The sequence below is a fragment of the Arthrobacter glycogeni genome, assembly GCF_054511155.1.
In genome coordinates this window covers 200,940-222,947 of sequence record NZ_JBTNDE010000002.1, presented here as the reverse complement: position 1 = coordinate 222,947, position 22,008 = coordinate 200,940, and the positions used below count along the sequence as shown (strand labels likewise).

At 65.2% G+C, this 22,008-nt stretch carries 21 protein-coding genes and 2 riboswitches; of the genes, 14 read left to right on the top strand and 7 right to left on the bottom strand.

Annotation, left to right across the window (positions count from 1 at the left end; all coding sequences use genetic code 11):
* Nucleotides 1-45: 45 nt before the first annotated feature.
* The 4 genes from ACX80O_RS02600 (at nt 46) to groL (ending at nt 3,957) form a co-directional block, all read left to right on the top strand.
* Nucleotides 46-333: a DUF3263 domain-containing protein gene (locus ACX80O_RS02600; protein WP_459305354.1), complete on the top strand. Its 288-nt coding sequence runs from the start codon at nt 46-48 to the stop codon at nt 331-333.
* A gap of 52 nt (nt 334-385) precedes the next feature.
* Nucleotides 386-1,066 carry a LytR C-terminal domain-containing protein gene (locus tag ACX80O_RS02595; RefSeq protein WP_459332430.1) on the top strand — a complete coding sequence of 227 codons (681 nt, stop codon included), beginning with the start codon at nt 386-388 and terminating at the stop codon, nt 1,064-1,066.
* A gap of 221 nt (nt 1,067-1,287) precedes the next feature.
* Nucleotides 1,288-2,130, top strand: a complete 843-nt coding sequence (locus ACX80O_RS02590; RefSeq protein WP_459332429.1) for a GNAT family N-acetyltransferase — start codon at nt 1,288-1,290, stop codon at nt 2,128-2,130.
* Between the two features lie 189 nt (nt 2,131-2,319).
* Nucleotides 2,320-3,957 carry a chaperonin GroEL gene (gene groL / locus ACX80O_RS02585; protein WP_459305323.1) on the top strand — a complete coding sequence of 546 codons (1,638 nt, stop codon included), beginning with the start codon at nt 2,320-2,322 and terminating at the stop codon, nt 3,955-3,957.
* A 183-nt stretch (nt 3,958-4,140) separates the two neighbouring features.
* Here groL and ACX80O_RS02580 read toward each other — a convergent pair whose 3' ends face one another.
* From ACX80O_RS02580 to ACX80O_RS02555, 6 genes are all read right to left on the bottom strand, one after another.
* Nucleotides 4,141-4,434, bottom strand: coding sequence for a WXG100 family type VII secretion target (locus ACX80O_RS02580; RefSeq protein ID WP_459332428.1), 294 nt, complete (start codon nt 4,432-4,434; stop codon nt 4,141-4,143).
* Nucleotides 4,435-4,525: 91 nt separating this feature from the next.
* Nucleotides 4,526-5,986 (bottom strand): sensor histidine kinase, encoded by a 1,461-nt coding sequence (locus tag ACX80O_RS02575; protein WP_459332427.1) that lies wholly within the window; start codon nt 5,984-5,986, stop codon nt 4,526-4,528.
* 7 nt (nt 5,987-5,993) lie between these two features.
* Complete coding sequence (locus ACX80O_RS02570) at nt 5,994-6,704, bottom strand: response regulator transcription factor (RefSeq protein WP_019483824.1); 711 nt, start codon at nt 6,702-6,704, stop codon at nt 5,994-5,996.
* A 63-nt stretch (nt 6,705-6,767) separates the two neighbouring features.
* Nucleotides 6,768-8,411: a DNA repair helicase XPB gene (locus tag ACX80O_RS02565; RefSeq protein ID WP_459332426.1), complete on the bottom strand. Its 1,644-nt coding sequence runs from the start codon at nt 8,409-8,411 to the stop codon at nt 6,768-6,770.
* Entirely contained in the window at nt 8,404-10,884 is a 2,481-nt protein-coding gene (locus ACX80O_RS02560; RefSeq protein WP_459332425.1) for a helicase-associated domain-containing protein, read from the bottom strand. The genes ACX80O_RS02565 and ACX80O_RS02560 overlap by 8 nt, the downstream gene beginning before the upstream one ends.
* Nucleotides 10,885-10,956: 72 nt before the next feature.
* The gene (locus ACX80O_RS02555) at nt 10,957-11,220 is read right to left on the bottom strand and encodes a hypothetical protein (protein WP_459305318.1); all 264 of its coding nucleotides are present in this window, start codon (nt 11,218-11,220) and stop codon (nt 10,957-10,959) included.
* A 183-nt stretch (nt 11,221-11,403) separates the two neighbouring features.
* Between ACX80O_RS02555 and ACX80O_RS02550 the strand changes: the two genes are divergently transcribed.
* From ACX80O_RS02550 to ACX80O_RS02540, 3 genes are read left to right on the top strand one after another with little or no spacing between them, the layout of a single operon-like run.
* Nucleotides 11,404-11,787, top strand: a complete 384-nt coding sequence (locus tag ACX80O_RS02550) for a cold-shock protein (RefSeq protein ID WP_459332424.1) — start codon at nt 11,404-11,406, stop codon at nt 11,785-11,787.
* Nucleotides 11,788-11,795: 8 nt separating this feature from the next.
* Nucleotides 11,796-12,287 carry a DUF3027 domain-containing protein gene (locus tag ACX80O_RS02545; protein WP_459332423.1) on the top strand — a complete coding sequence of 164 codons (492 nt, stop codon included), beginning with the start codon at nt 11,796-11,798 and terminating at the stop codon, nt 12,285-12,287.
* Between the two features lie 48 nt (nt 12,288-12,335).
* Nucleotides 12,336-13,613, top strand: coding sequence for an MFS transporter (locus ACX80O_RS02540; RefSeq protein ID WP_459332422.1), 1,278 nt, complete (start codon nt 12,336-12,338; stop codon nt 13,611-13,613).
* Nucleotides 13,614-13,629: 16 nt separating this feature from the next.
* Here ACX80O_RS02540 and serC read toward each other — a convergent pair whose 3' ends face one another.
* Complete coding sequence (gene serC, locus ACX80O_RS02535) at nt 13,630-14,754, bottom strand: phosphoserine transaminase (RefSeq protein WP_459305314.1); 1,125 nt, start codon at nt 14,752-14,754, stop codon at nt 13,630-13,632.
* 247 nt (nt 14,755-15,001) lie between these two features.
* On the opposite strand from serC, the gene ACX80O_RS02530 reads away from it, so the two are divergent.
* From ACX80O_RS02530 to ACX80O_RS02500, 7 genes are all read left to right on the top strand, one after another.
* Nucleotides 15,002-15,709, top strand: a complete 708-nt coding sequence (locus tag ACX80O_RS02530; RefSeq protein WP_459305313.1) for an iron-dependent transcriptional repressor DtxR — start codon at nt 15,002-15,004, stop codon at nt 15,707-15,709.
* 138 nt (nt 15,710-15,847) lie between these two features.
* Nucleotides 15,848-16,021, top strand: a riboswitch (cyclic di-AMP (ydaO/yuaA leader).
* Nucleotides 16,022-16,023: 2 nt separating this feature from the next.
* On the top strand, nt 16,024-16,827 hold the full coding sequence (locus ACX80O_RS02525) for a M23 family metallopeptidase (RefSeq protein ID WP_459332421.1): 804 nt from the start codon (nt 16,024-16,026) through the stop codon (nt 16,825-16,827).
* A gap of 124 nt (nt 16,828-16,951) precedes the next feature.
* Nucleotides 16,952-17,116: riboswitch (cyclic di-AMP (ydaO/yuaA leader) on the top strand.
* Between the two features lie 5 nt (nt 17,117-17,121).
* Nucleotides 17,122-17,997, top strand: a complete 876-nt coding sequence (locus ACX80O_RS02520) for an NlpC/P60 family protein (protein ID WP_459332420.1) — start codon at nt 17,122-17,124, stop codon at nt 17,995-17,997.
* 30 nt (nt 17,998-18,027) lie between these two features.
* Nucleotides 18,028-18,906 carry an NlpC/P60 family protein gene (locus tag ACX80O_RS02515; protein ID WP_459332419.1) on the top strand — a complete coding sequence of 293 codons (879 nt, stop codon included), beginning with the start codon at nt 18,028-18,030 and terminating at the stop codon, nt 18,904-18,906.
* 230 nt (nt 18,907-19,136) lie between these two features.
* On the top strand, nt 19,137-19,637 hold the full coding sequence (locus ACX80O_RS02510) for an HNH endonuclease (protein WP_459305309.1): 501 nt from the start codon (nt 19,137-19,139) through the stop codon (nt 19,635-19,637).
* Nucleotides 19,634-20,581, top strand: coding sequence for an NTP transferase domain-containing protein (gene mobA / locus ACX80O_RS02505; protein ID WP_459332418.1), 948 nt, complete (start codon nt 19,634-19,636; stop codon nt 20,579-20,581). The genes ACX80O_RS02510 and mobA overlap by 4 nt, the downstream gene beginning before the upstream one ends.
* A complete protein-coding gene (locus tag ACX80O_RS02500; RefSeq protein ID WP_459332417.1) occupies nt 20,578-21,927 on the top strand; it encodes a molybdopterin molybdotransferase MoeA in 1,350 nt (449 codons plus the stop codon). The genes mobA and ACX80O_RS02500 overlap by 4 nt, the downstream gene beginning before the upstream one ends.
* The last annotated feature ends 81 nt before the right edge of the window (nt 21,928-22,008 follow it).

The following is a 22,008-nucleotide window of genomic DNA, read 5'->3' as shown; positions in this document are numbered from 1 at the left end:
GCTAAGGGGCGATCGGTAGTGACTGAGGCAGCGAGCGCTGACAATGTGGTGCACCCGGAACCTGGGAGCCCCCGCAAGGCGGACGTACTAGGAGATCGGGAGCAGCAGATGCTGGCCCTTGAACGCCAATGGTGGAAGTACTCGGGAGCCAAGGAACAGGCCATCCGGGAGCTGTTCGATCTGTCGGCTACCCACTACTACCAGATCCTCAACGCCACGATCGATACCGAGGCGGCGTTGGCTCACGACCCCATGCTGGTCAAACGACTGCGTAGACTACGTACATCCCGTCAGCGCGCGCGCTCGGCCCGCCGACTCGGCGCTGACATCTGAACGCCCCAGGCGACCTCTTTCCAGCGGCAATATTCAAGGACTACGCAACATTATGAGCCAATACCCCCGGGACGAGTTCGACAAAATCCCCGAATCCGCATCGCGGCAGGGAGTTCACCGGGAGAGGCTGGTTCCCCCGCGGTCCAGCGGACTGGCGTTGAAACTTATTGTGGGAGTGCTGGCGCTCGCCGTCGGGCTGGCCGCGTACTTCATCCTCCCGCGGCTGGGTATCGGCGAGGGCGCAGCGCCCGCGTCCAGTCGGGCCTCCAGCGCACCTGCCTCCGAAACTGCGACGTCGGAGCCGTCACCCTCGCTATCACCCGACGACGAGACCTTCGAGCCTTCACCGCCCGAAGCAAGTCCGCCCGAAGCAAGACCGTCCGAGGAACCGACCACCGAGCCACCGACCACCGTGCCCACGACGACTTCGCCATCACCGGGCGAGGACCCGACGGCGATCGATCGAACCCAGCCAGTGAACGTCTACAACTCCACCGGCATCGGCGGGCTGGCCGGCTCGGCTGCCGGTCGGGTTTCCGGCGGAGGCTGGGCTGTCGGCCAGATCGCTGACTGGGGTGGCGTTCCACCACAGACCTCAGTGATCTTCTACAACAACGCCTCCCAGCTGGCCGCAGCACAGGAATTGGCTGGCATCCTGGGGGTTCCGACCCTGGTAGAGACCACCGGAGTGTCTCCCAACATCACTGTGGTTGTCGGACCCGGGTTCCAGTAGGCATGTACGCAGACGCTGAAGCTGCGAACCTCTACAACCTTCTGAACTCGTGGGGTGCGAGTGACGGGGGCGTATGTGCCGCTCGGCATGGCTGCCGAGTCAGTGCTCGACGTCGGCTGTGGAACGGATGGGTACCTGCACCGGCTCCGCGATGACGGGCACCGGGGACGTCTGGTCGGGCGCGCGCGTGGGAGACCTGGACGCCGGACAACGCCCAGGACGTGGTCGACGGCGCCGGTCGCCCCTTGCGCATCGTCCATGTCGAGGGGCTCGACGGCGACGTGGTGACGTCAACCGAAACCACCGCGAACCCGGACGGCACGACCCTTCGCGCGGACCGCGCACGTCCGCGGTTCCTGGACGCGGATTCCCTCGACAGGTTCCTGGCTGATGCAGGATTCGCGATGGCATCCCGTCACGGCGGCTGGGCGGGCGAGCCATTCACCGCATCGAGTGCCACCATTCTCACCTCCGTGCGGGCTGTCTCCGATGGCCGGATCTCAAGTCATGCTGGAAGGGCAACAGATCCGGCTGCACGACTGGAATGCGACGGATCTTTCCGCCTACCGCGGTGGAACGGCCCCTACTTCCCGCCGCCCACGGAACAGGATGCCGACGACGCCGTGACACGGATCAGCTCACAGCTGGACATTGACGAATGGCCCGGGGTGCGGTGGCGGCTGGTGATCGCCGATCGGCTGACCAACCTGCTGGTGGGGACTGTTTCCTGGCACTGGGAATCGAAGGAAACCGACTGGCCCAGGGCCGGAATGACCGTGTTTGACCCGTCAATGCGGGGTCGGGGAGTAGGTACCGAGGCGCTCGCATTGTGGGCGGACTATCTGTTCACGGCGACAGCCTTCCGCCGCCTGGATTTTTCCACCTGGTCCGGTAACCTCGCCATGTGCGGTGTGGGAGCGAAGCTGGGATGGACCGAAGAGGCCAGGTTTCGTGACGCGCGGGTGGTGCGCGGGACCGTGTACGACTCGGTGGTCTACGGCGTGACCCGTGTTCAATGGGAGAGCCGTCACTTGCACTCAGACAGTCAGAGTGCTAATTATTGAGTTAGCACTCTAAGCCGCTGACTGCTAATTGTTGGTGGTTTTGGATGTGACACGCACACCACTGTGGTGAGGTTCTCGGCAGGACGTAAAGAGATCGTCCGGCCGTTATCCGTCCGTCGCGGGCACCGCAGCAGGTGAGCACAAAGTTTGCTGATAAGCAGGACTGTCCCCGAAAGGACCTAAGCCACTATGGCCAAGATCATTTCTTTTGATGAAGAGGCACGCCGCGGCCTTGAGCGAGGGCTCAACATCCTCGCCGACGCCGTCAAGGTAACGCTGGGCCCACGCGGCCGCAACGTAGTCCTTGAAAAGAAGTGGGGCGCCCCCACGATCACCAACGATGGTGTATCCATCGCCAAGGAGATCGAACTGGACGACCCGTTTGAAAAGATCGGCGCAGAGCTGGTTAAGGAAGTTGCCAAGAAGACTGACGATGTCGCCGGCGACGGTACCACCACCGCCACCGTTCTTGCACAGGCACTGGTCAAGGAAGGCCTGCGGAACGTCGCCGCCGGCGCCGACCCCCTGAGCCTGAAGCGCGGCATCGAGAAGGCTGTTGAAGCAGTCACTCGTGAGCTCCTCGCCTCCGCCAAGGAAATCGAAACCAAGGAAGAGATCGCTGCCACGGCATCCATCTCCGCCGGCGACAACGAGATTGGCGCCCTGATTGCCGAAGCACTGGACAAGGTCGGCAAAGAAGGCGTCATCACCGTCGAGGAATCAAACACTTTCGGCCTCGAGCTTGAGCTCACCGAGGGCATGCGGTTCGACAAGGGATACATCTCCGGTTACTTCGTTACTGACGCCGAGCGCCAGGAAACCGTGCTGGAAGACCCGTACATCCTGATCGTCAACTCCAAAATCGCTAACGTCAAGGACCTGGTTGCTGTTCTCGAAAAGGTCATGCAGTCCGGCAAGCCCCTGCTGATCATCGCCGAGGACATCGAAGGCGAAGCGTTGGCCACCCTGGTTGTCAACAAGATCCGTGGCACGTTCAAGTCGGTAGCCGTCAAGGCCCCAGGCTTCGGCGACCGCCGCAAGGCCCAACTGGCCGACATCGCCATCCTCACCGGTGGCCAGGTTATTGCCGAGGAAGTGGGTCTCAAGCTTGAGAACGCGACCCTTGACCTCCTGGGAAGCGCACGCAAGGTAGTTGTCACCAAGGACGAGACCACCATCGTCGAGGGTGCAGGCAACGCCGAGGAGATCGCCGGACGCGTCAGCCAGATCCGCGCCGAGATCGAAAACTCCGATTCCGACTACGACCGCGAGAAGCTGCAGGAACGCCTGGCCAAGCTGGCCGGCGGCGTTGCAGTCATCAAGGCCGGAGCAGCAACTGAGGTTGAGCTCAAGGAGCGCAAGCACCGCATCGAAGATGCAGTCCGCAACGCCAAGGCAGCAGTCGAAGAGGGAATCGTCGCCGGTGGCGGCGTTGCCCTCATTCAGGCTGGCGCCAAGGCTTTCGCCTCACTGCAGCTCGAAGGCGACGAGGCAACCGGCGCGAACATTGTTCGCGTTGCCATCGACGCCCCGCTGAAGCAGATCGCCTTCAACGCTGGCCTCGAGCCAGGCGTGGTCGTCGACAAGGTCCGCGGACTGCCTGCAGGTCACGGCCTGAACGCAGCCACTGGGGTCTACGAAGACCTGCTGGCTGCCGGAGTCAATGACCCCGTAAAGGTGACCCGCTCTGCCCTGCAGAACGCGGCCTCCATCGCTGGTCTGTTCCTCACCACCGAAGCCGTCGTAGCTGACAAGCCTGAAAAGGCTGCAGCCGGTGGCGGCGGCGGAGACGACATGGGAGGAATGGGCGGAATGGGCGGCTTCTAGCCCCCGTTAGGTCCAGTAGCTCACCAACGCTGTTCAGGAAGGACGGTATCCCACCCGGGGTGCCGTCCTTCCGGCGTTGGTCGGCGAAAGGACGCTATGACCCAGGTACAAGGTACTACGAGCCCAGGGCAGGTGCGGTGCTGTGCCGGTTTGACCGGCACCGGGGCCCAAGGCAGGTGTGGCTCAGTACAGGAACATCCTGGCGTTGCTCAGCTCGGCGTCGGCGTACTGCTGGATGGCAACTGTCAAGGCTTGGTTGAGCTCCGCGAGCGACTCCTCGACCCGCGCCTGGGTGGCACGCCACTGCCTCACTGCCTCCAGAAAGTTGGCTGCAGCCTGGCCCTTCCACAGCATCTCAATATCCAACAGCCCGGCCTGCATGGTGTTCACCTCGGACTGCAGGCGGCCGATGGTGCCCTGAACCTCGTTGCTTTTGGCTGCAAGCGCGTCTGTGTCGACCTGAAAGTTTGTCATCATGGATCTCCTCATCTGCTGACACCTTCGACCCTAGGCCCAGGATGAACGGCAACGGAGGCGAAGCCCCCACATGTGGATAAGGCTCTCGGATTCAGGAACCTGTGGAGGGGGAGTCCTCAGTCTCGGGGGCGCTGTACGGCAATCGGATCGACAGGGTCGCGCCGCCATCGGGCGTCTCCTCCAGCCGGACCGAACCGTCATGCTGGGCTACCAGGGCGGCAACAATCGCCAGCCCCAGGCCGGTGCCCCCGGTTTCCCGATACCTCGACGAATCGGCCCGGTAGAATCGCTCGAAGACCCGGGCCGCGTCTTCCTCGGAAATGCCGGGGCCGTGGTCCCTGACTTCGATGACCGAGTCCATTCGGTCGTGGATTACCGGCTCAACGCCGATGGCAATCTCGATGGGGGTGCCGTCAGGGGTGTAGCGCAGCGCATTGGTCATCAGGTTTGCCACCACCTGCCGCAGCCGTGCCTCGTCGCCCACCGTTGGAGCTGACCGGGCCTGCCCGCCGTCGAGACCGATCACCGTGATCGCCCGGTCCGGGGCGATGGCGCGGGCGTCCAGGGCGGCGTCGTTACCCAGAATGACCAGGTCCAGCGGCTCGGATTTCAGCGGGCGCTGTTCGTCGATCCGGGCCAGGGTCAGTAGATCTTCGACCAGCTCGCCCATCCGCTTGGCTTCGCTCTCGATCCGGCCCATCGCCGACCGCACGTCGTCGTCGTTCTGCAGGGCACCGTGCCGGTACAACTCCGAGAACCCCCTGATGGTCACCAGCGGGGTACGCAGTTCATGGGAAGCATCGGCCACGAAGCGGCGCATCTTGCGTTCGGATTCGGTGCGGGCGGAGAAGGCGGCCTCAATATGGGCGAGCATCGCGTTGACGGAGCGGGACAGGCGCCCCACCTCGGTGGCGGGCCGCTCCACCTCGACCCGGCGGGACAGGTCGCCGGCGGCAATCGCCGCAGCGGTCCGTTCCACTCGCCCGAGGGGCCTGAATTGCCGGGTCACTGCAACGAAGGCGATACCGCTGGCCACGATTGTGGCACCGAGGCCGACGACGAAGATGATCTGCCCTGCCTCCTCAAGAGACCCGTTGATGGTGGACAGATTCGACGCGATGGCGACGCTTCCCTGCCCGTTAGTCAGCTCGATGAGGACCACCCGCCAGCCGGGGCTACCCGGGGCGCTGCCGGGAACGGAGAAGCCCACCTGCCTCCGCTCAATCACCGCCTCAACGCTCACCTCCGGAATGACCGGCACATCGGTCGATTCTTCGGGCAGGGTCGACCTGACCTTCTGCCCCGCCTGATTTCTCAGCTCGCCGTAGAACCTGAGCAGGGTCCCATCGGAAGCACCTGCGGGAAGAATATTCTGAGCCACGTCGTATGCGTTGGCGCGAATGTCCCGATCCATCTGGTCGAGGAGGCTGTTGCGTAACAACGAAACGGTGACGATTCCGGTAATCGCAATGGTGACCACCATGAGCAACGTCATGGTGGCCACCAGTTGGGTGCGGAGCGACGCGGCTTTCCACCGATCGACCAGGTCCAAGCCTGGCCTACCGCTTGTCGGAGGTGCGCAGCAGGTAGCCGACGCCTCTCTTGGTCTGGATCAGGGCTACAGCATCGGGATTCTTGTCGATCTTGCGCCGTAGGTAGGAAATATAGGACTCAACAATCGAGGCGTCACCGTTGAAGTCGTACTCCCACACGTGATCGAGGATCTGCGCCTTGGAGAGCACCCGGTTGGGGTTCATCATCAGGTACCGCAGCAACTTGAACTCGGTGGGGGACAGGTCAATGACCTCCCCGGCGCGGCGGACCTCGTGGGCGTCGTCGTCGAGCTCGAGATCGTCAACCCGGATCACGGCGTCGTCGTCGTCCATCGGTTGGGTGCGGCGGAGCACAGCCCGGATCCTGGCCACCACCTCGTCCAGACTGAACGGCTTGGTGACGTAGTCGTCGCCGCCCACGGTGAGCCCGGTGACCTTGTCGTCAGTGTCATCGCGGGCGGTCAGGAACACCACGGGGAAGTGCCGGCCAGCGGCACGTAGCCGGCGGGTGACGGTGAAACCGTCCATATCCGGGAGCATGACGTCGAGGACTGCCAGGTCTGGGTTGTGGGTCTCGGCAGCGGCCAGCGCCTCACGGCCATTGGCCGCGGCGACGACGTCGAAACCGGCGAACCTGAGGGAGGTGGAGAGGAGCTCACGAATGTTCGGCTCGTCGTCCACTACGAGAAGTTTTGCTTCGGGTCCAGTCTTTTTCACAGTTCCCAGTATCCTCCCAGACACTGGGAGTTCGCTGGATGGTTCGTGATAACTCCCCGCATGTCAGCCTTGAGGAATGTCCGCGGCGTCCATGATGCGGTACGCGTAGCCCTGCTCCGCGAGGAACCGTTGGCGTTTGGCCGCGAAGTCCTGATCGATCGTGTCCCTCGCCACCACCGTGTAGAAGCGGGCGGCGCGGCCGTCGGCCTTGGGGCGCAGCAGACGCCCCAGCCGCTGGGCCTCCTCCTGGCGCGACCCGAAGGAGCCGGACACCTGGATGGCCACCGACGCCTCTGGTAGGTCGATGGAGAAGTTGGCCACCTTCGAAACGACGAGGGTGTGAAGTTCCCCGTTACGAAACTCGCCGAAGAGACGCTGGCGTTCCTTCACGGGGGTGTCGCCCTTGATGACCGGTGCGTTCAGGCGTTCGCCGAGCTCGTCCAACTGGTCAATGTACTGGCCGATCACCAGGAGTTGTTCGCCCTGGTGCGAGGCGACCAGTTTCTCGACCACGCCGGATTTTGTCTCAGAGGTGGCGCAGAGCCGGTACTTGTCGCCGTCGTCGGCCATAGCGTAGGCAACCCGCTCGTCGCGTGGCAGATCCACCCGCACCTCGACGCAGTCGGCCGGCGCAATGTAGCCCTGCGCCTCAATGTCCTTCCATGGCGCGTCGTAGCGTTTGGGGCCGATCAGCGAGAACACTTCGCCCTCCCTGCCGTCCTCCCGGACCAGAGTGGCGGTCAGGCCCAGCCGCCGTCGTGCCTGTAGGTCGGCGGTCATTCGGAAGATGGGGGCGGGCAGTAGATGGACCTCGTCGTAGACGATCAGGCCCCAGTCGTTGGCGTCCAGGAGTTCAAGGTGTGGGTAAAGCCCGCCGCGCCGCAGGGTCAGCACCTGATAGGTGGCGATGGTGACCGGCCGGACCTCTTTGACCGCACCTGAGTACTCACCGATCTCGTCTTCGGTGAGGGTGGTCCGCTTCAGCAGTTCGTCCTTCCACTGACGGGCGGAGACGGTGTTGGTCACCAGGATCAGTGTGGTGGTCTGGGAGGTGGCCATCGCCGCGGCACCCACCAGGGTTTTGCCCGCACCGCAGGGGAGGACGACCACGCCGGAGCCGCCCGCCCAAAAGTTCTCCATCGCCAGCTTCTGGTAGGGGCGCAGGGTCCAACCGTCCTCGAGCAGAGCGATCGGGTGCGGTTTGCCGTCCACGTAGCCGGCGAAGTCTTCGGCCGGCCAGCCCAGCTTCAGGAGCAGTTGCTTGAGCTGCCCGCGCTGGGACGAATGTACGACGACGGTTTCCCCGTCGATCCGGGGGCCCAGTAGCGGCTGGATCTTCTTGGCGTGCAGGACCTCCTCAAGCACCGGGTAGTCGTTGGTGCGCAGGACCAGCCCGTGCTGGTCGTCCTTCTCTAGGCGCAGCCGCCCGTACCGGGACATGGTCTCCTCAATGTCGACCAGCAGGGCGTGGGGGACCGGGAAGCGTGAGTACTTGAGCAGGGTATCGAGGACGTGTTCGGCGTCGAGGCCAGCCGCGCGGGCGTTCCACAGCCCCAGCGGGGTCAGCCGGTAGCTGTGGACGTGTTCGGGGGCGCGTTCCAACTCGGCGAAGGCCGCGATGGCGTGCCGAGCCTCGGTGGACTGTTCATGATCCACCTCAAGGAGGATGGTTTTGTCGCTCTGGACGATCAGTGGGCCGTCAGGCATCAGTTGTTGCCCCTTCATCGAGTGAAACGAGTTCTACGTCCATGATCCGGTGGATGGACACGACCTTCTCTACCTCGTTGGCGGGGTCAATGACTCTCACCCGGCCACCGGATACCGATAGTGGAACAAGGATCTGGCGGGTGGAATTCCCTTGGCTGTCAGCGAACCCGAGCCGGACCGGGCTGCGCAGCCGGATCGCCTTCCGCAGGGTTTCCAGGCCCAACAGGGTGTCACTCTCCGTGGTGGACATGCCGCCCGCTGCCGCGACGCCGGCGCCGCGCAGCACCGCCACCTGGTTGGCGATGTCTTCGGCCGACAGCGTCCACGGGTTGAGTACCACCCGCGACGACGACGCCGTCACGCTGCCTGCGCCGCCTGCGAAGGCGGAGCGCCCAGGACTGGACGGCGCTGAGGAGCCTTCGAGAGCTGGGGCGTAGCCCAGCTCTCGGAGCACCGCAGCGAGTTCCGGCCCGGACGCCTGGGAGATCACCACCGTCGGTGCCAGCTGGACCAGCCCGAGTGCGGCAGCCCGGGGATCCGTCAGGAGAGCTGAGAGTGCGGCGTCGTCGTCACTGCGGACGTAGCTGTTGGCCCGGCCAACGCGCAACCGTCCGTACCGTGACGCTGTGTCATCGACGAGATACTTCAGGGGCTGCGGGACATCGGTGGCCGAGTGGCGCGCCAGAAACGCCAGGATTGCCGTAGCGTCCTGGCCGGCGTCGAATGCTCGGCGCAGTGACTCGGCCGAGAACCGGAAGATGCCGGCCGGGCCCTGCCCTTCGGGGGTGGAGAGGAGCGCCAGCTCGGTGGCCACCTCAGGTTCAAGATAGCCGGGTGCGACGGCGGTCAGATCGGCTTGCAACATGAAGTGGCGCAGCGGAGCGGGCAGGGCACCGCTGAGGACAGCGGCGGCGGCGTCGTGCTGGCCGGCCTCGGTCAGGGCGCCGAGCTCGGTCAGGGCACCCGAGCCCACCAGGCCGAGCTGCGAGGCCTCGGTGAGCATGCCGGGGACCAGCCGGGCAAAGCGCCGCTGTAGCCGGGGCTGGCTCCAGGTGAGCCATTCGATGACATCGGGGACCTGCAGTACCGGGGAAACGGCGCCGTCGTCGGGCCGCCCGGCGGGGTCGGGGCTGAGCGCCGCCAATGCTGCCAGCATCCGGGACCTGATGTGCGGTGCGTCGGGGCGGACCGCCTCGGCGGCCAGCGTGTTGACGGCGGTGCCAGCAGTCAACTGGGTTCCCACCAGGGACGGGGCGCGTTGCGCGTCGAGCCACGAGGTTACCAGCCGGTGCCACTGCTCGACCCGGCTTTGGGCCAGCCAGAGTGTTCCCGGCTCGACCCGCCAGCGGGAAGTGTCGACGTCGAGCACCAGCAGCCCGGCAAGAGCACCGAGCTCCACCAGCCAGGCCGCCTGGTCAGGCTCGACCCGCAGCGACTCGGCGAGCCGCCGGATCTCCCTGACCCCCACCCCGCCGGAACGCAAGGTGGTGATGGGAGAGGCGTCAACGGTCGCCACGAGGTCGGTGACCAGTCGCAGGGTTTCCGCCACAGCGCTGTGGGCAGCGTTGTCCCGCATACTGTTCCGGATGGTGCGAAGCGGTGGTGCGGGGGGATCGCACCGCAGCTGTGCAACGATGAAATGGCCGCGGGCAGCCCGCCCCACGGCGCGCGGCAATTCAACGTGGCCCGCATCGAGACGGGCAAGAAGGCCATGTCGGAGCAGCCATTGAATAGGAGAGGTGTCGTCCTCGGCGCTCGCCGGGGACGCACCAACAGCCGAGACGCTGAACTTGCTCAGAAGATCGCCGGTCCTCGCCGGTGCCAACGCCAGTAGTGCTGTCCAGCCGGCGGGGGAGGACACCGCCCGGTGCAGGGTCTGCGCAGCAGCGTCGGCGGCACTGATCGGCTGGAGTTCAGGATCCCCCGTCTCAGGACCCCCCAATTCGAGACCAAGGTCGCGCAGCCGGTCGACGGCAACGGGCAGCTGTCTGGCGTAGCCGGGCAGCAGCCGCGCCAGCAGTGTGAGCTCCCTGCCCAGACCTGCCGGGTAGGGTCCCAGGGCTTCAGCGAGGGATGCTACCGGCAGATAGAAGCGCCGGTTCCGGTCGGACGCCGGAGTATCAGCGGGCGCCGGCGCGCGCCGGAGCAGCGCCAGCGCATGCAGGTGGGCGAGCAGCGTGTCGAGGACCTTGACCGTCGCACCCTTAATCTCCGAACGGAGCCAGACGGCAGTGGTGCTCTGCCCGGTGTCGGCATGGGTTGAGAGCTGGACGGCGGTCAGCACATCAAGCTCGGGCTCGCTGAGATTTTCCAGGGCTCGTTGCACACTGACCCGGGTTGAGGCGCGGGCGGAGAGCGCAGCGAAATCGGGGACTGGCGGGAGGATGAGATCCGGGCGCGCCGTGAGAAGGTCACGGAGCCGGGCGTCGCTGCGTGCAGCCAGATCGGTGGCTAGATCGCGGATAGCGGACATTATGACAACGTTACCCCGTCTGCAGGCGAGGGCCCCGGGCAGTTCTCCCGGAAGTACCCGGGATAGGGGCGGCTAGGCCCGTTTGCGGGCCCAGATTCCGGAGATCACCAGCAGCATCATGAGGATGAAAGCAACAGGGAGGCATACGTAGGCGCCAGCGACGAAGCCAGGCCACACAGTGCCCTCCAGGAAAGCGGTGACCAGCACAGCGGCCAGGCACAGCAGCCCGACGGCGGCCAGCACCACTGCGGTCACCATCAGGGCGAGCCGCGGGAGATTCCGCCCCGGGGCGCGGGAACCGTGGTCTGGGAGAGGGTGTGGGGAGGTATTTGCCATAACGCTAACAGCGTACACAGCGCGGCCCCTTCGCCGAGCACACTGCCGCAGGGGATATTCTTAGGAGCTAGAGACTTCTCCGACGAGACGCCGGCCGCCGCACGAGCCATGGCACCGGATCCATCCAAGGATCGGCGCAGGTATCAGGTGTCCGTTGCAGCACCGACAGAACGAGGTAATGACGTGCCTATTGGCAAGGTCAAGTGGTTTGACGCTGAAAAGGGCTTTGGTTTCCTGGCTACCGACGACGGCCAGGAGGTCTTCCTGCATGCCTCGGCGCTACCCGCTGGCGTAACCGAGGTGAAGGTCGGCACCAAGCTGGAGTTTGGCGTCGCCGACGGGCGCAAGGGGCAGCAGGCGCTTTCCGCCCGCATCCTTGAGGCCCCGGCGTCGGTAGCGAAGGCAACCCGCAAGAGCGCCGATGACATGGCGGTTATCACCGAAGATCTGATCAAGTTGCTCGATGACGTCTCCAACGGCTTGCGACGCGGCAGGTACCCTGACAAGTCGCACGCCGGCAAGGTGGCAGCTGTCCTCCGCGCGGTTGCCGACGACCTGGACGCGTAGGCGCCACGGTGGACTCAGACCTGGAAATCATTGCGCATACGCCGGACGACCGATTGACCGGTGACCCCTCGGCTGATGCCCCTTCGGCTAACGTCGAGGCCAGCGGGAAAGCCGCAGCCGTTCCGGCTAAGCGCCGCGCGCCCCGGAAGCCCTCCAAGCCCGACGCCGTCCTGGCCGACGCAGTGGAGTTCGCGCGGAACGGTCTCAGTCAGGTGGCAGAGCCCGGGCAGCTCGGCGCCCATGTGGGTGCCTACCCTGACGCCGAACGGGTGGTCACCCACCGGTTCGAAGCCCATCTACCCGGCTATGGCGGCTGGCACTGGTTCGCTACCCTGGCCCGGGTACCACGCGGTAAGGAACCTACTATCTCCGAGGTGGGCCTGCTTCCGTCGGAAACCTCTCTGCTCTCACCACCCTGGGTTCCCTGGGCGGAACGGGTGCGGCCGGAGGATTCCGCCCAGGACGAATCGGTTTCCACCGACGCCGCCGGAGGCGAATAGCCAGTTGGCCCACGGTAGGCGTGGAGCGCTACGGGCGGCACGCAGCTAATGGGAATGTTCCGCTCGCTACACATCCATAATTACCGGGTCTGGTTCTTCGGAGCCTTGGTCTCCAATATTGGCACCTGGATGCAACGGACCGCCCAGGACTGGCTGGTGTATGACATCCTCACCGACCAGGATGCAGCGGCCATGGGCATTGTGATGGCGCTGCAGCTTGGGCCGCAGCTCCTCGTCGCCCCCTGGGCCGGCCTGATTGCCGATTCGGTGGATCGGCGCAAACTGCTCATCATCACCCAATTGTCCATGGCCGCGCTCGGCGTCGGGCTGGGCCTTCTGGTGGTGCTCGGGGTTGCCGAGCTGTGGCACGTCTACGCGTTCGCCCTCGCCCTCGGGTTCGTGTCGGCCGTTGACGCGCCAGCCCGCCAGACCTTCGTCTCGGAACTGGTCCGCGACGACTACCTGCCCAACGCCGTCGCACTGAATAGTGCCTCCTTCAACGGGGCGCGGATGGTTGGCCCCGCGGTCGCGGGGCTGCTGACCGTAGCGGTTGGCCCCGGCTGGGTGTTCTTGATCAACGCCCTGACCTTCGGTGCCATGATCTTCGTGCTGATGACTATCAGACGCTCCGAGCTGCGGGTCCTGGAAAAGTCTCCGCCGGGAAAGGGCCGGATCCGTGAAGGCTTCCGATACGTGCGCAACCGGCCGGACCTGATGATGGTGATGCTCGCCATCTTCATCGTGGGAACGTTCGGACTCAACTTCGCCGTCTTTATCGCGGCGATGGCCCGCACCGAATTCGACAGTGGTGCCGGCGTGTTCGGGGTCCTGTCCTCGGTGATGGCAGTCGGGTCAGTGGCCGGGGCGCTGCTCTCCGCACGGCGCAGCAAGCCGAGGCTGCGGTTCATCTACGGCGCGGCAGCAGCGTTCGGCGTCGCCTGCGCCGCGGCGGCCCTGGCACCTACCGTCTGGCTGTTCGGTCTCGCCCTGGTTCCTGTCGGCCTATTCGCGCTCACCCTCCTGACCAGCGCCAACGCCTACGTCCAGACCACCACGGAACAGGTGATGCGCGGCCGGGTGATGGCCCTGTACTTCGCCATCTTCCTCGGCGGCACCCCACTCGGCGCGCCGATCGTCGGCCTGGTCTCCAACACCTTCGGCCCGCGGTGGAGCCTCGCCGTCGCAGCAGCGGCGGGACTTATCGCTGCGCTGGCCGGGATGATCTGGGCCTGGCGGGCCCACCACCTGCGACTTCGCTTCGACGGGTCACCCCGCCGCCGGCTGCGGATCGTGACCGATTTTGGGGACCCGGTCACCGATCCATGACGCTCTTCGCCGATGGTCAGCCGCCGACGACGTGATCAATACACGTCAGCAGCGCTGATACGTCGTCCGGTTCGATCGAGACGAACGTGGCGATGCGCAACTGGTTGCGGCCCAGCTTCCGGTACGGTTCGACGTCGACAATGCCGTTGTTTCGCAGCACCTTCGCCAGCAGTGCTGCATCGACCGATTCGTCGAAATCAATTGTCGTAATGACATTGGAGCGGTCCTCGACGCGGGTCACGAAGGGGGTTGCGACGTCGGACGCTTCGGCCCACTGGTAGACCCTGCCCGCTGACTCGGCGGTCCGGGCGGCGGCGAACCCGAGCCCGCCGCTGGCGTTCAGCCACTCGACCTGGGCGTTGAGGGTCACCAGGGTGGCCAGCGACGGGGTGTTGTAGGTCTGGTTCAGGAGCGAATTGCCGATGGCTGTCTTGAGGTTCAGGAAGTCGGGGATCCACCGGTCGCTCGCGGCGATCCGGTCCGCGCGTTCCAGCGCCGCGGGGGAGAACATCCCCAGCCACAGTCCGCCGTCGGATCCGAAGTTCTTCTGCGGTGCGAAGTAGTAGACATCGGAGGCGTTCACATCAACGTCCAGCCCGCCCGCGGCTGAGGTTGCGTCGATGAGGACCAGCGCGTCCGGCGCGGCTCCGTCCACCCGGTGGACTGGGGCTGCGACACCAGTGGACGTCTCGTTTTGTGGCCAGGCGTAGACGTCAACGCCGGCTTCCGCCTGCGGGGTCGGCCGGGTTCCCGCCGCCGAGGTGATCACCGACGACGCTTCAAGGAACGGCGTCCGATCAGTAGCTGAGGCGAATTTCGACCCGAATTCGCCGAAGGACAGGTGCTGGGCTTTTTTGTCGATCAAGCCAAAGGATGCTGCATCCCAGAACGCAGTCGCCCCGCCGACGCCCAGGATCACTTCGTAGCCATCCGGTGCGCTGAACAGCTGGGTCAGGCCAGCCCGGATCGACCCAACCAGATGACGCACCGGCGCCTGGCGGTGTGACGTGCCCAGCAGGGTGTGCCCGGCCTGGGCGAGTGCTTCCAATTGTTCGGTGCGAACCTTCGAGGGCCCAGCGCCGAAGCGCCCGTCAGCGGGGAGGAGCCCAGCGGGGATCGTATGGTCCGGGGAAATGCTCATGGTTCCTCCAAGGGATAAGCGCGCAACTTAGAACGGGTTTCATTCTGCCGCACTGCCTGGCTCCCGCGGCATTTATGACCAGGCAACGGGGGTGTGCGTGGTGGCGGCTGGTTGCCGCGGCCAGCAGGAAATAGGTTAACCTTGGGAGGCGGAGAACTCACGTTCGACGCTGGCGTTACGTGCCGCGCTCGCACCGCGAAACCTGCCCGCTGTTCCAACCCGCACCAGTGCCAAGGAGCTGAACCGCATGACGGACCTCATCGATACCACTGAGATGTACCTGCGGACCATCCTGGAACTGGAGGAGGAGAACATTGTCGCCCTCCGCGCCCGGATCGCCGAACGGCTCCGCCACTCAGGTCCAACCGTTTCGCAGACCATCGGGCGGATGGAGCGTGACGGGCTGGTGGTGGTCTCGGGCGACCGCCACCTTGAATTCACTGATCTGGGCCGACGCCGCGCCATCGGTGTCATGCGTAAACACCGCCTCGCTGAACGACTGCTTTCCGATGTGATCGGCCTCGATTGGGCGTACGTTCACGAAGAGGCATGCCGCTGGGAGCACGTGATGAGCGAACGGGTCGAACAGCGCCTGTACGAGCTGCTGGGAAAGCCCACCGAGTCGCCCTACGGCAACCCCATCCCCGGGCTGGAGGCACTCGGTGGACCGCCGACCGAGAACTTCACCGCCGGTGTACGCAGTCTCCTGGCGGTGATGGGAACGAATCCGCTGGGATCGGTGGTCACCCTCGTCCGCCTGGCCGAGCCCATCCAGGTGGATCCCGAGCTGCTGTCGCAGCTTGATGAGGGCGGATTGCGGCCGGGAACGGTTATCAGCGTGCAAACCGTCGGCGATTATGTGTCGGTCCGGGTTGAGGGGATCGAGGGAGCTCTCGAACTACCGCCCGAGGTCGCCGCGCACGTCTTCGTCTCGGTCAGCGAAACGGCACTTTAGGGCGGTAAAGCGCGGTGTAGCCGCAAGTTATCCACAGGAAAAGATAACGAACGTATCTCTTTTGCTTCTGGTCGTGCATAGTGGAAAACTGGCGTTGATACATCAGCGTTACCCGATCCGCACGCCTAACCCTGTCAGCGGATCGGGATGCTCATCACCCGTGACAGGGGCGGAGGACCCATCAACGGCGGCTAATCTGCCGCCTTGGGGTGAAGCTCAGATCCGCTGCCGCTCCGACGGAACAGATCAGGGCCGAGTTCTTTCCCGACTCGAATCCGACAGCTAACTTCGCAGGCATAGACGAAAGGGACCCTTTGTCGAAGCACAACGCTTCGGGACGCCGCCGTGCCGCCGCCGCGGTACCCGCCGCGCGTCCCCGAGACGCCCAGCGACTTGAACGACGACGTCGTGCCGTCCGCGTCCGGAACGACCTCTCACTGACCGGGATGAGCCAGAAGGTCGCGATCGCCGCTGCCGCCTCGGGTCTGGTGCTCACCATCGCACTACCCACTACCGCGGCATCCAGTCCCGCCGAGGGTGTGGCTGCCGCCACCCGCGAGACCGTCTCCACCGTCGAAGCAGCAGCCGCCCCCCGCGATATCACGGTTCCTGACGCCGCGCTGGTCGATTTCGGCCGCACCGCACTGCAGAGTACGTTCGACGCCGACGCCAAGCTCAGCGAGATCATGACCGCGGCAGGATCCGCCGCGGTGCCCGCCTCGGCCGGGGGTTCCCTGTCAGCGCCGATGAGGGATCTAGTCGTCACCTCACCCTTCGGCTACCGGGTTAGCCCGATCACCGGCATGAGCGGTGAGCTCCATTCCGGCCAGGACTTCAGCAGCTCTTGCGGCACCGAAGTTTTCGCCGCAGCGGCCGGCACCGTCTCCTTCACCGGGTGGCACCCCTACGGCGGAGGGAACCGCGTGGTGATTGATCACGGCAACGGGCTCGAATCCACCTACAACCACCTCTCCCTCAGCAGCGTCAAAGAGGGGCAGAAAGTTGGCCGTGGCGAGGTAGTTGCACAGAGCGGCAGTACCGGCGCCTCAACCGGTTGCCACCTGCACTTCGAAGTAGTGGTTGACGGACAGACGGTCGACCCGATGGGCTGGCTGTAACCAAGGACACACCGTTCCGTGACCGGAATGTGACATTGCTCTCGATCTGCTGTACCGTCAACCCCGTGCCAAAATCTCACAGGTTCGGCACTCCCGAGCAGATCGCCTAGCTCTGCCACTGCCCGGGGTCCGTTCGCACAATTCGCATGGCAGAGGCGGGGGAACCAATTAGTGGATTTCGCGAGAAATCCTTGGGGTTAAGTTGCGTACTTCCAGCAGGAAATCATGTGACCGGGTGACTCCCATCCGAATCCGACAGCTCACCCCGCAGGCAATTGGGAGAGGCAATCAAACGTGTCAACCAGCTCTTCTCCGGGCCGCCACCGGGCCGCCCGCCCGCATAACGGCCCCTTGACAGTCATTTCGACCGCCGTCTCGTCAAATGCTGGATCAGTAGGTCGCCAGGCCGCCGTCATTGTCGCAGCGTCAGGACTCGTCCTGACCGCCGGACTGCCAGCACACGGTATTGGCGAGTCGGAGCGTGTTGTCCTCTCCACCCCCCTCAACTCCGTATCGGTCACCGCCGACGCTGTTAGCGCCGCTGCCGCCGCCGACATCACCTTCGAGCGCACCGCCGTTACCGCAACGCCCGCCGTGGTGGAAGCTGCACCAGTAGTCGAATCCGCACCAGTAGCGGAAGCTGCACCAGTCGTCCGGGCCCGTGCCCAGGCCGTCGTCGAGCCAATAGCCGAGGCTGCTGCTCCAGTTGCCGTTGTGGCGCTCGCTGTGCAGGAAGCACCCCCCGCTGCCGAAGCGCCAGCAGCGGCGCCCACGGCCCCCGCGCCCGCACCAGTCGCAGCACCGGTCACAGCTCCTCCAGCCCCCGCTCCAAAGCCGGAGGTCGTTGAAGCTTCCGCAAATGGAGCCGGCGCGGCTCTTGTGGCCAGTGCCTACTCGCAGATCGGCGCAGTGCAAGATTGCACAGTTCTGGTTGAAGTGGCTTTGCGGTCGATTGGTAAAACCGTTGGGGACCTCGGGCCCGAGCAGTTCTACGCATACGGCGACGTGGTCGGTTCACCTCAGCCGGGGGACCTGGTCATCCGCCCGGGACACGTTGCCATCTATGTCGGTAATGGGCAGGTCATCAGTAGCGGAATGAACGGCGTCAATGCGACCATCCTGCATCCGCTCTCCGACCTCGCCGGCTCCAGTTTTGTCCGCGTCCGCTAGAGCTCGAGAATCAAACCAGAGAGTTTCACAATGACTACACATGCAGCTACTGCACGGCACCGTGCCGACAAGCGCCACGACACCAGCTTCTCGACCTTGGCCAAGGCAGTCACCGAAAACGCCGGTGGCGTCGGCCGTCAGGCAGCTGTGATCGTCGCAGCATCCGGCCTCGTTCTGGCGGGTGGTGTGTCGGCCAACGCCGCCGACCTCCCGCTCGAGTCAGTTGAACGGGTGGCCCTCACCTCGGCTCTGGAGATTCAGGCGGCTCCAGCCGTGGTCGAGGCTCCGGCCGACGCAGAGATTGCCTTCAACCGCACTCCGGTCAAGGCGGTAGCAGCACCAGTCGTCGTCGAGGCACCAGCGGTCACCGCACAGGTCGAGACCGTCGTCGAGATCGACGAAGCCCCCGTCGTGGTTCCGGGCGCCGAGGTCGCAGAGGCCGAGGTCGCAGACGTTGAGCCGGTAACTGTTGCACCCGCGGTAGAGGTCGAGCAGGCCGCGCCGGCCCAGACGGCGCCAGCCCAGGCCGCGCTGGCCCAGACGGCGCCAGTAGCCAAGAAAGCCCCGGCCGTTTCCTCAGGGGTGGCAGCCACCATCGCCGCCGCAGCGCAGGGACAGCTCGGGGTCACCCAGGACTGCACCCGCCTCGTCAGCAATGCGCTCGCTGCCGCTGGCATCAACTTTCATGGCTGGCCAGCCGGTTACCTGTCGCTCGGACGCACCGTCAGCGCTGGCGAGGCCATCCCAGGCGACCTAATCTACTATGCAGATGGTGGCGCCGGAGTGGCCCATATCGCCGTCTACATCGGTGGTGGACAGGCCGTACACGGCGGATTCAACGGCAACCAGACAGTCGTCGCACCAGCCGACCTCGGCTCAGGCCCCGTCTTCATCCGCGTCGGCGGCTAAGGCACACAACCCCGTACGCAGGAAGACCCGGGAATTTCGATTCCCGGGTCTTCCTGCGTACCATCCCCGTGCTGTCCCAAGGTCGTCTTCCGACGACACACGCTATGCCGGGCCGCCGGATTAGCAAACCGGGCATCCGTCGAACTACCCTTACTCTCAATAAGTCAGTTGTCGTCCTGCTCTCCCGGACCACAGGGACGCAGGCCCGAAGTCGGCAAAGAGGAATGTGCATGCGCACTCTCGTTCTGAACGCTGGGTATGAGCCATTGGCGGTAGTGACCTTCCGCCGGGCGCTGGTCCTTGTGCTGGCCGGAAAGGCGAGCGTGGTCGCGGAAGGGGAGGACCCGGTGGTGGGACCCACCGACGTCCTGGGCCGCCCCTCGGTTATCCTGCTGAACCGCTACGTAAAGATCCCGTACCGCCACAGCGTGGTGGTGACCCGCCGGGGAGTGTTGCGGCGCGACAACCACCTGTGCGCCTACTGCGGGAAGAGCGCTTCAACTATTGATCATGTGTTCCCACGCTCCCGCGGCGGAGCATCCAGTTGGGAGAACCTCGTGGCATGCTGCCTCCGGTGTAACAATGACAAGAGTGACAAGACCCTCACCTCGCTCGGCTGGCACCTGCGTATAACCCCGCAACCACCGCGCGGCGCTTCGTGGCAGTTCCGCGAAATTGAGAAGCCAGCACCGCAGTGGAGCGCATTCCTCCGGGCGGAGTCCGCCGCTTGAATTCAACACCCCTCGACTTCAACGCCGTAGTGCTGTCCGGGGGCAGGTCGTCGCGCCTCGGCGGTGTCTCGAAGGCACATCTGCACCGTGGAGGACGCACTCTCCTCAGTCTCACATGTGATGCAGTCGCCGCTGCACACCGCACGATCGTGGTGGGTCCCGACCGCGACGACGGACTGCCGGGGGACCCCGTGGCGGGCTCGATGGCGCAGGACTGCGAGTTCATCCGCGAATCCCCTCCCTTCGGTGGGCCAGCAGCAGCCCTGGCCGCCGCCGTCGACCACTTACTTGAGGACACCACGCCGTGGGTGCTGGTTCTCGCCTGCGACATGCCGCGCATCGCGCAGGCCATCCCGGTGCTGTTGGCAGCGGCAGCAGAGTGTCCTGAGTCCTCAGTAGTCGCTCACGACGGCGGCCGGGACCAGCCGCTGGCTGCGCTGTACCGACTGGGGAGCCTCCGCACCGCCGTGACGGCAGCCCAAACCAGCGGTGGAGCCCAGAATCTGTCGATGAAGGCACTCCTTGCTAGGGTGCAATGGAGAACAATTGACGTTCCGCCGGGAAGCACAGCGGATGTCGACACCTGGGCTGACGCCCAATCACTCGGTGTCTCAGGCACGGCACCGACCGAAACCTCAGGAGCAGCGATGAAAAAGCAGGATCAGATCCTTCAGGAATGGAGCGCCCAGCTCATCGAGGCTTTGGAGCTTGAGGGCACCACGATCGACATCGATGCCATCCTGTCCCTCGCCGGGGACGCAGCGCACTCAATTGTTCGGCCCGCCGCGCCGCTGACCACCTTCATTGCGGGCTACGCCGCGGGACTTGCGGTGGGCAGCCAGCAGGCGAGCGAGCGTGTGGCCATGGAATCGGCCATTGAGGCTGCCCGTAGGCAGTGCCCCACCGGCGATGCGGCTGCGCCAACGTCGTCGGACGCCTCGTGAACGAAGCCCCGATGAACGAGTCCGAGACCGGGGAAACGCCCCTGAACGACGCGGGGCAAAGCGAAAGCCCACACAACGAGAGCCGCCCTGAGGCGAGCCCCACCGGGCGGAACCTTGGCTGGGAAGCGGCGCGCCGGGCAGCTTATGATGCGGGATCTCCTCTGGCGAACCAGACCGTCCCCCTCTCCGACGCCCTGGGGCAGACGCTGGCAGAGCCGGTCCGGGCGCTGCAGGCCATCCCGCACTACGCGTCGTCGGCAATGGACGGGTGGGCGGTCAGCGGCAACCCGCCCTGGCAACTGGTCAGCCCCGCCCCGAAGGAAGGGCATCCCTGGCCGCGCGCCACACCACATCGCGACTCAGGCGCCCGGCCGCTGGCCACCGGGGAGGCAACGTTCATCCTCACCGGGGGAGTAGTACCTGACGGAGCCACAGGGATCCTGCGGATGGAACACGGCGCGGCGCGGGGTGCTGTCCTGGACCGCAACGACAGCGCTCGCCCCGACGAGCCGCGGCCGCAGGAACACATTCGCCCGGCCGGTGAAGAGGCATCCGAAGGAAGCGAAACCATCCCGGCGAACGTGACCTTAAACCCAGCGCAGATCGCGCTTGCCGCGGTCTCCGGTTACGACACGCTTCCAGTGCTGCGCGCCCCCCGCGTATCACTGCTGCTCACGGGGGACGAGGTGATCGAGGCGGGTCTGCCCGAGCCTGGGCAGGTCCGTGACACGTTCGGGCCGCAACTCCCCGGCCTGGTTCAGATGATGGGTGGGCATGTCGACACGTCCGGCCGTGCCAAGGACGACCTCGACGACGTCGTCGCCGCCATCAGTGCTGAGGCCATGGACGAGCTATCCCTGGCCCGGGCTTCCGGGGATGTCCTGATCACCACGGGCGGAACAGGCGGTTCGTCGGCTGATCACATCCGGCGTGCGTTGGAAACACTTGAGGCTGAGTTCATCATTGACGGCGTGGCCATGCGTCCCGGACACCCCACGCTCCTTGCCAGGCTCCCGGATGGGCGGTTCCTGGTTGGACTGCCGGGCAACCCGCTGGCAGCGATGATGGCCATGTTCACCGTCGTCGGGCCCTTGCTGGCGGGATTGCGCGGCGCTCCGTTCCCCGAGACCGAGGAAACGACGGTGGGGGAAGATTTCGATGAGCTCGCTGGGCGGAGCCGGTTGGTGCCGTACCGACTGGAATCCGGCAGGGCTGTTGCCGCAACACATCAGCGTTCGGGTATGCTCCGCGGCCTTGCCGCCGCGAGCGGAGTGATGGTGGTGCCAGCCCAGGGATGTGTAGCCGGAGACCGCCTACAAGCCCTGAAGCTTCCCTGGATCAGGTAGCACTGGGTCGCGAACACGGCTTTGGTTCGCACCTACAGAAGCCCCCGTTCGCATGAACGGGGGCTTCTGTAGGTCTAGCTC

Bases quoted from the DNA above. Each gene is read 5' to 3' on its own strand.
- ACX80O_RS02595 (WP_459332430.1), top strand. From the start codon at position 386: ATGAGCCAATACCCCCGGGACGAGTTCGACAAAATCCCCGAATCCGCA.
- groL (WP_459305323.1), top strand. From the start codon at position 2,320: ATGGCCAAGATCATTTCTTTTGATGAAGAGGCACGCCGCGGCCTTGAG.
- ACX80O_RS02580 (WP_459332428.1), bottom strand. From the start codon at position 4,434: ATGATGACAAACTTTCAGGTCGACACAGACGCGCTTGCAGCCAAAAGC.
- ACX80O_RS02565 (WP_459332426.1), bottom strand. From the start codon at position 8,411: ATGCCTGACGGCCCACTGATCGTCCAGAGCGACAAAACCATCCTCCTT.
- ACX80O_RS02560 (WP_459332425.1), bottom strand. From the start codon at position 10,884: ATGTCCGCTATCCGCGATCTAGCCACCGATCTGGCTGCACGCAGCGAC.
- ACX80O_RS02555 (WP_459305318.1), bottom strand. From the start codon at position 11,220: ATGGCAAATACCTCCCCACACCCTCTCCCAGACCACGGTTCCCGCGCC.
- ACX80O_RS02540 (WP_459332422.1), top strand. From the start codon at position 12,336: ATGGGAATGTTCCGCTCGCTACACATCCATAATTACCGGGTCTGGTTC.
- serC (WP_459305314.1), bottom strand. From the start codon at position 14,754: ATGAGCATTTCCCCGGACCATACGATCCCCGCTGGGCTCCTCCCCGCT.
- ACX80O_RS02530 (WP_459305313.1), top strand. From the start codon at position 15,002: ATGACGGACCTCATCGATACCACTGAGATGTACCTGCGGACCATCCTG.
- ACX80O_RS02515 (WP_459332419.1), top strand. From the start codon at position 18,028: ATGACTACACATGCAGCTACTGCACGGCACCGTGCCGACAAGCGCCAC.
- ACX80O_RS02510 (WP_459305309.1), top strand. From the start codon at position 19,137: ATGCGCACTCTCGTTCTGAACGCTGGGTATGAGCCATTGGCGGTAGTG.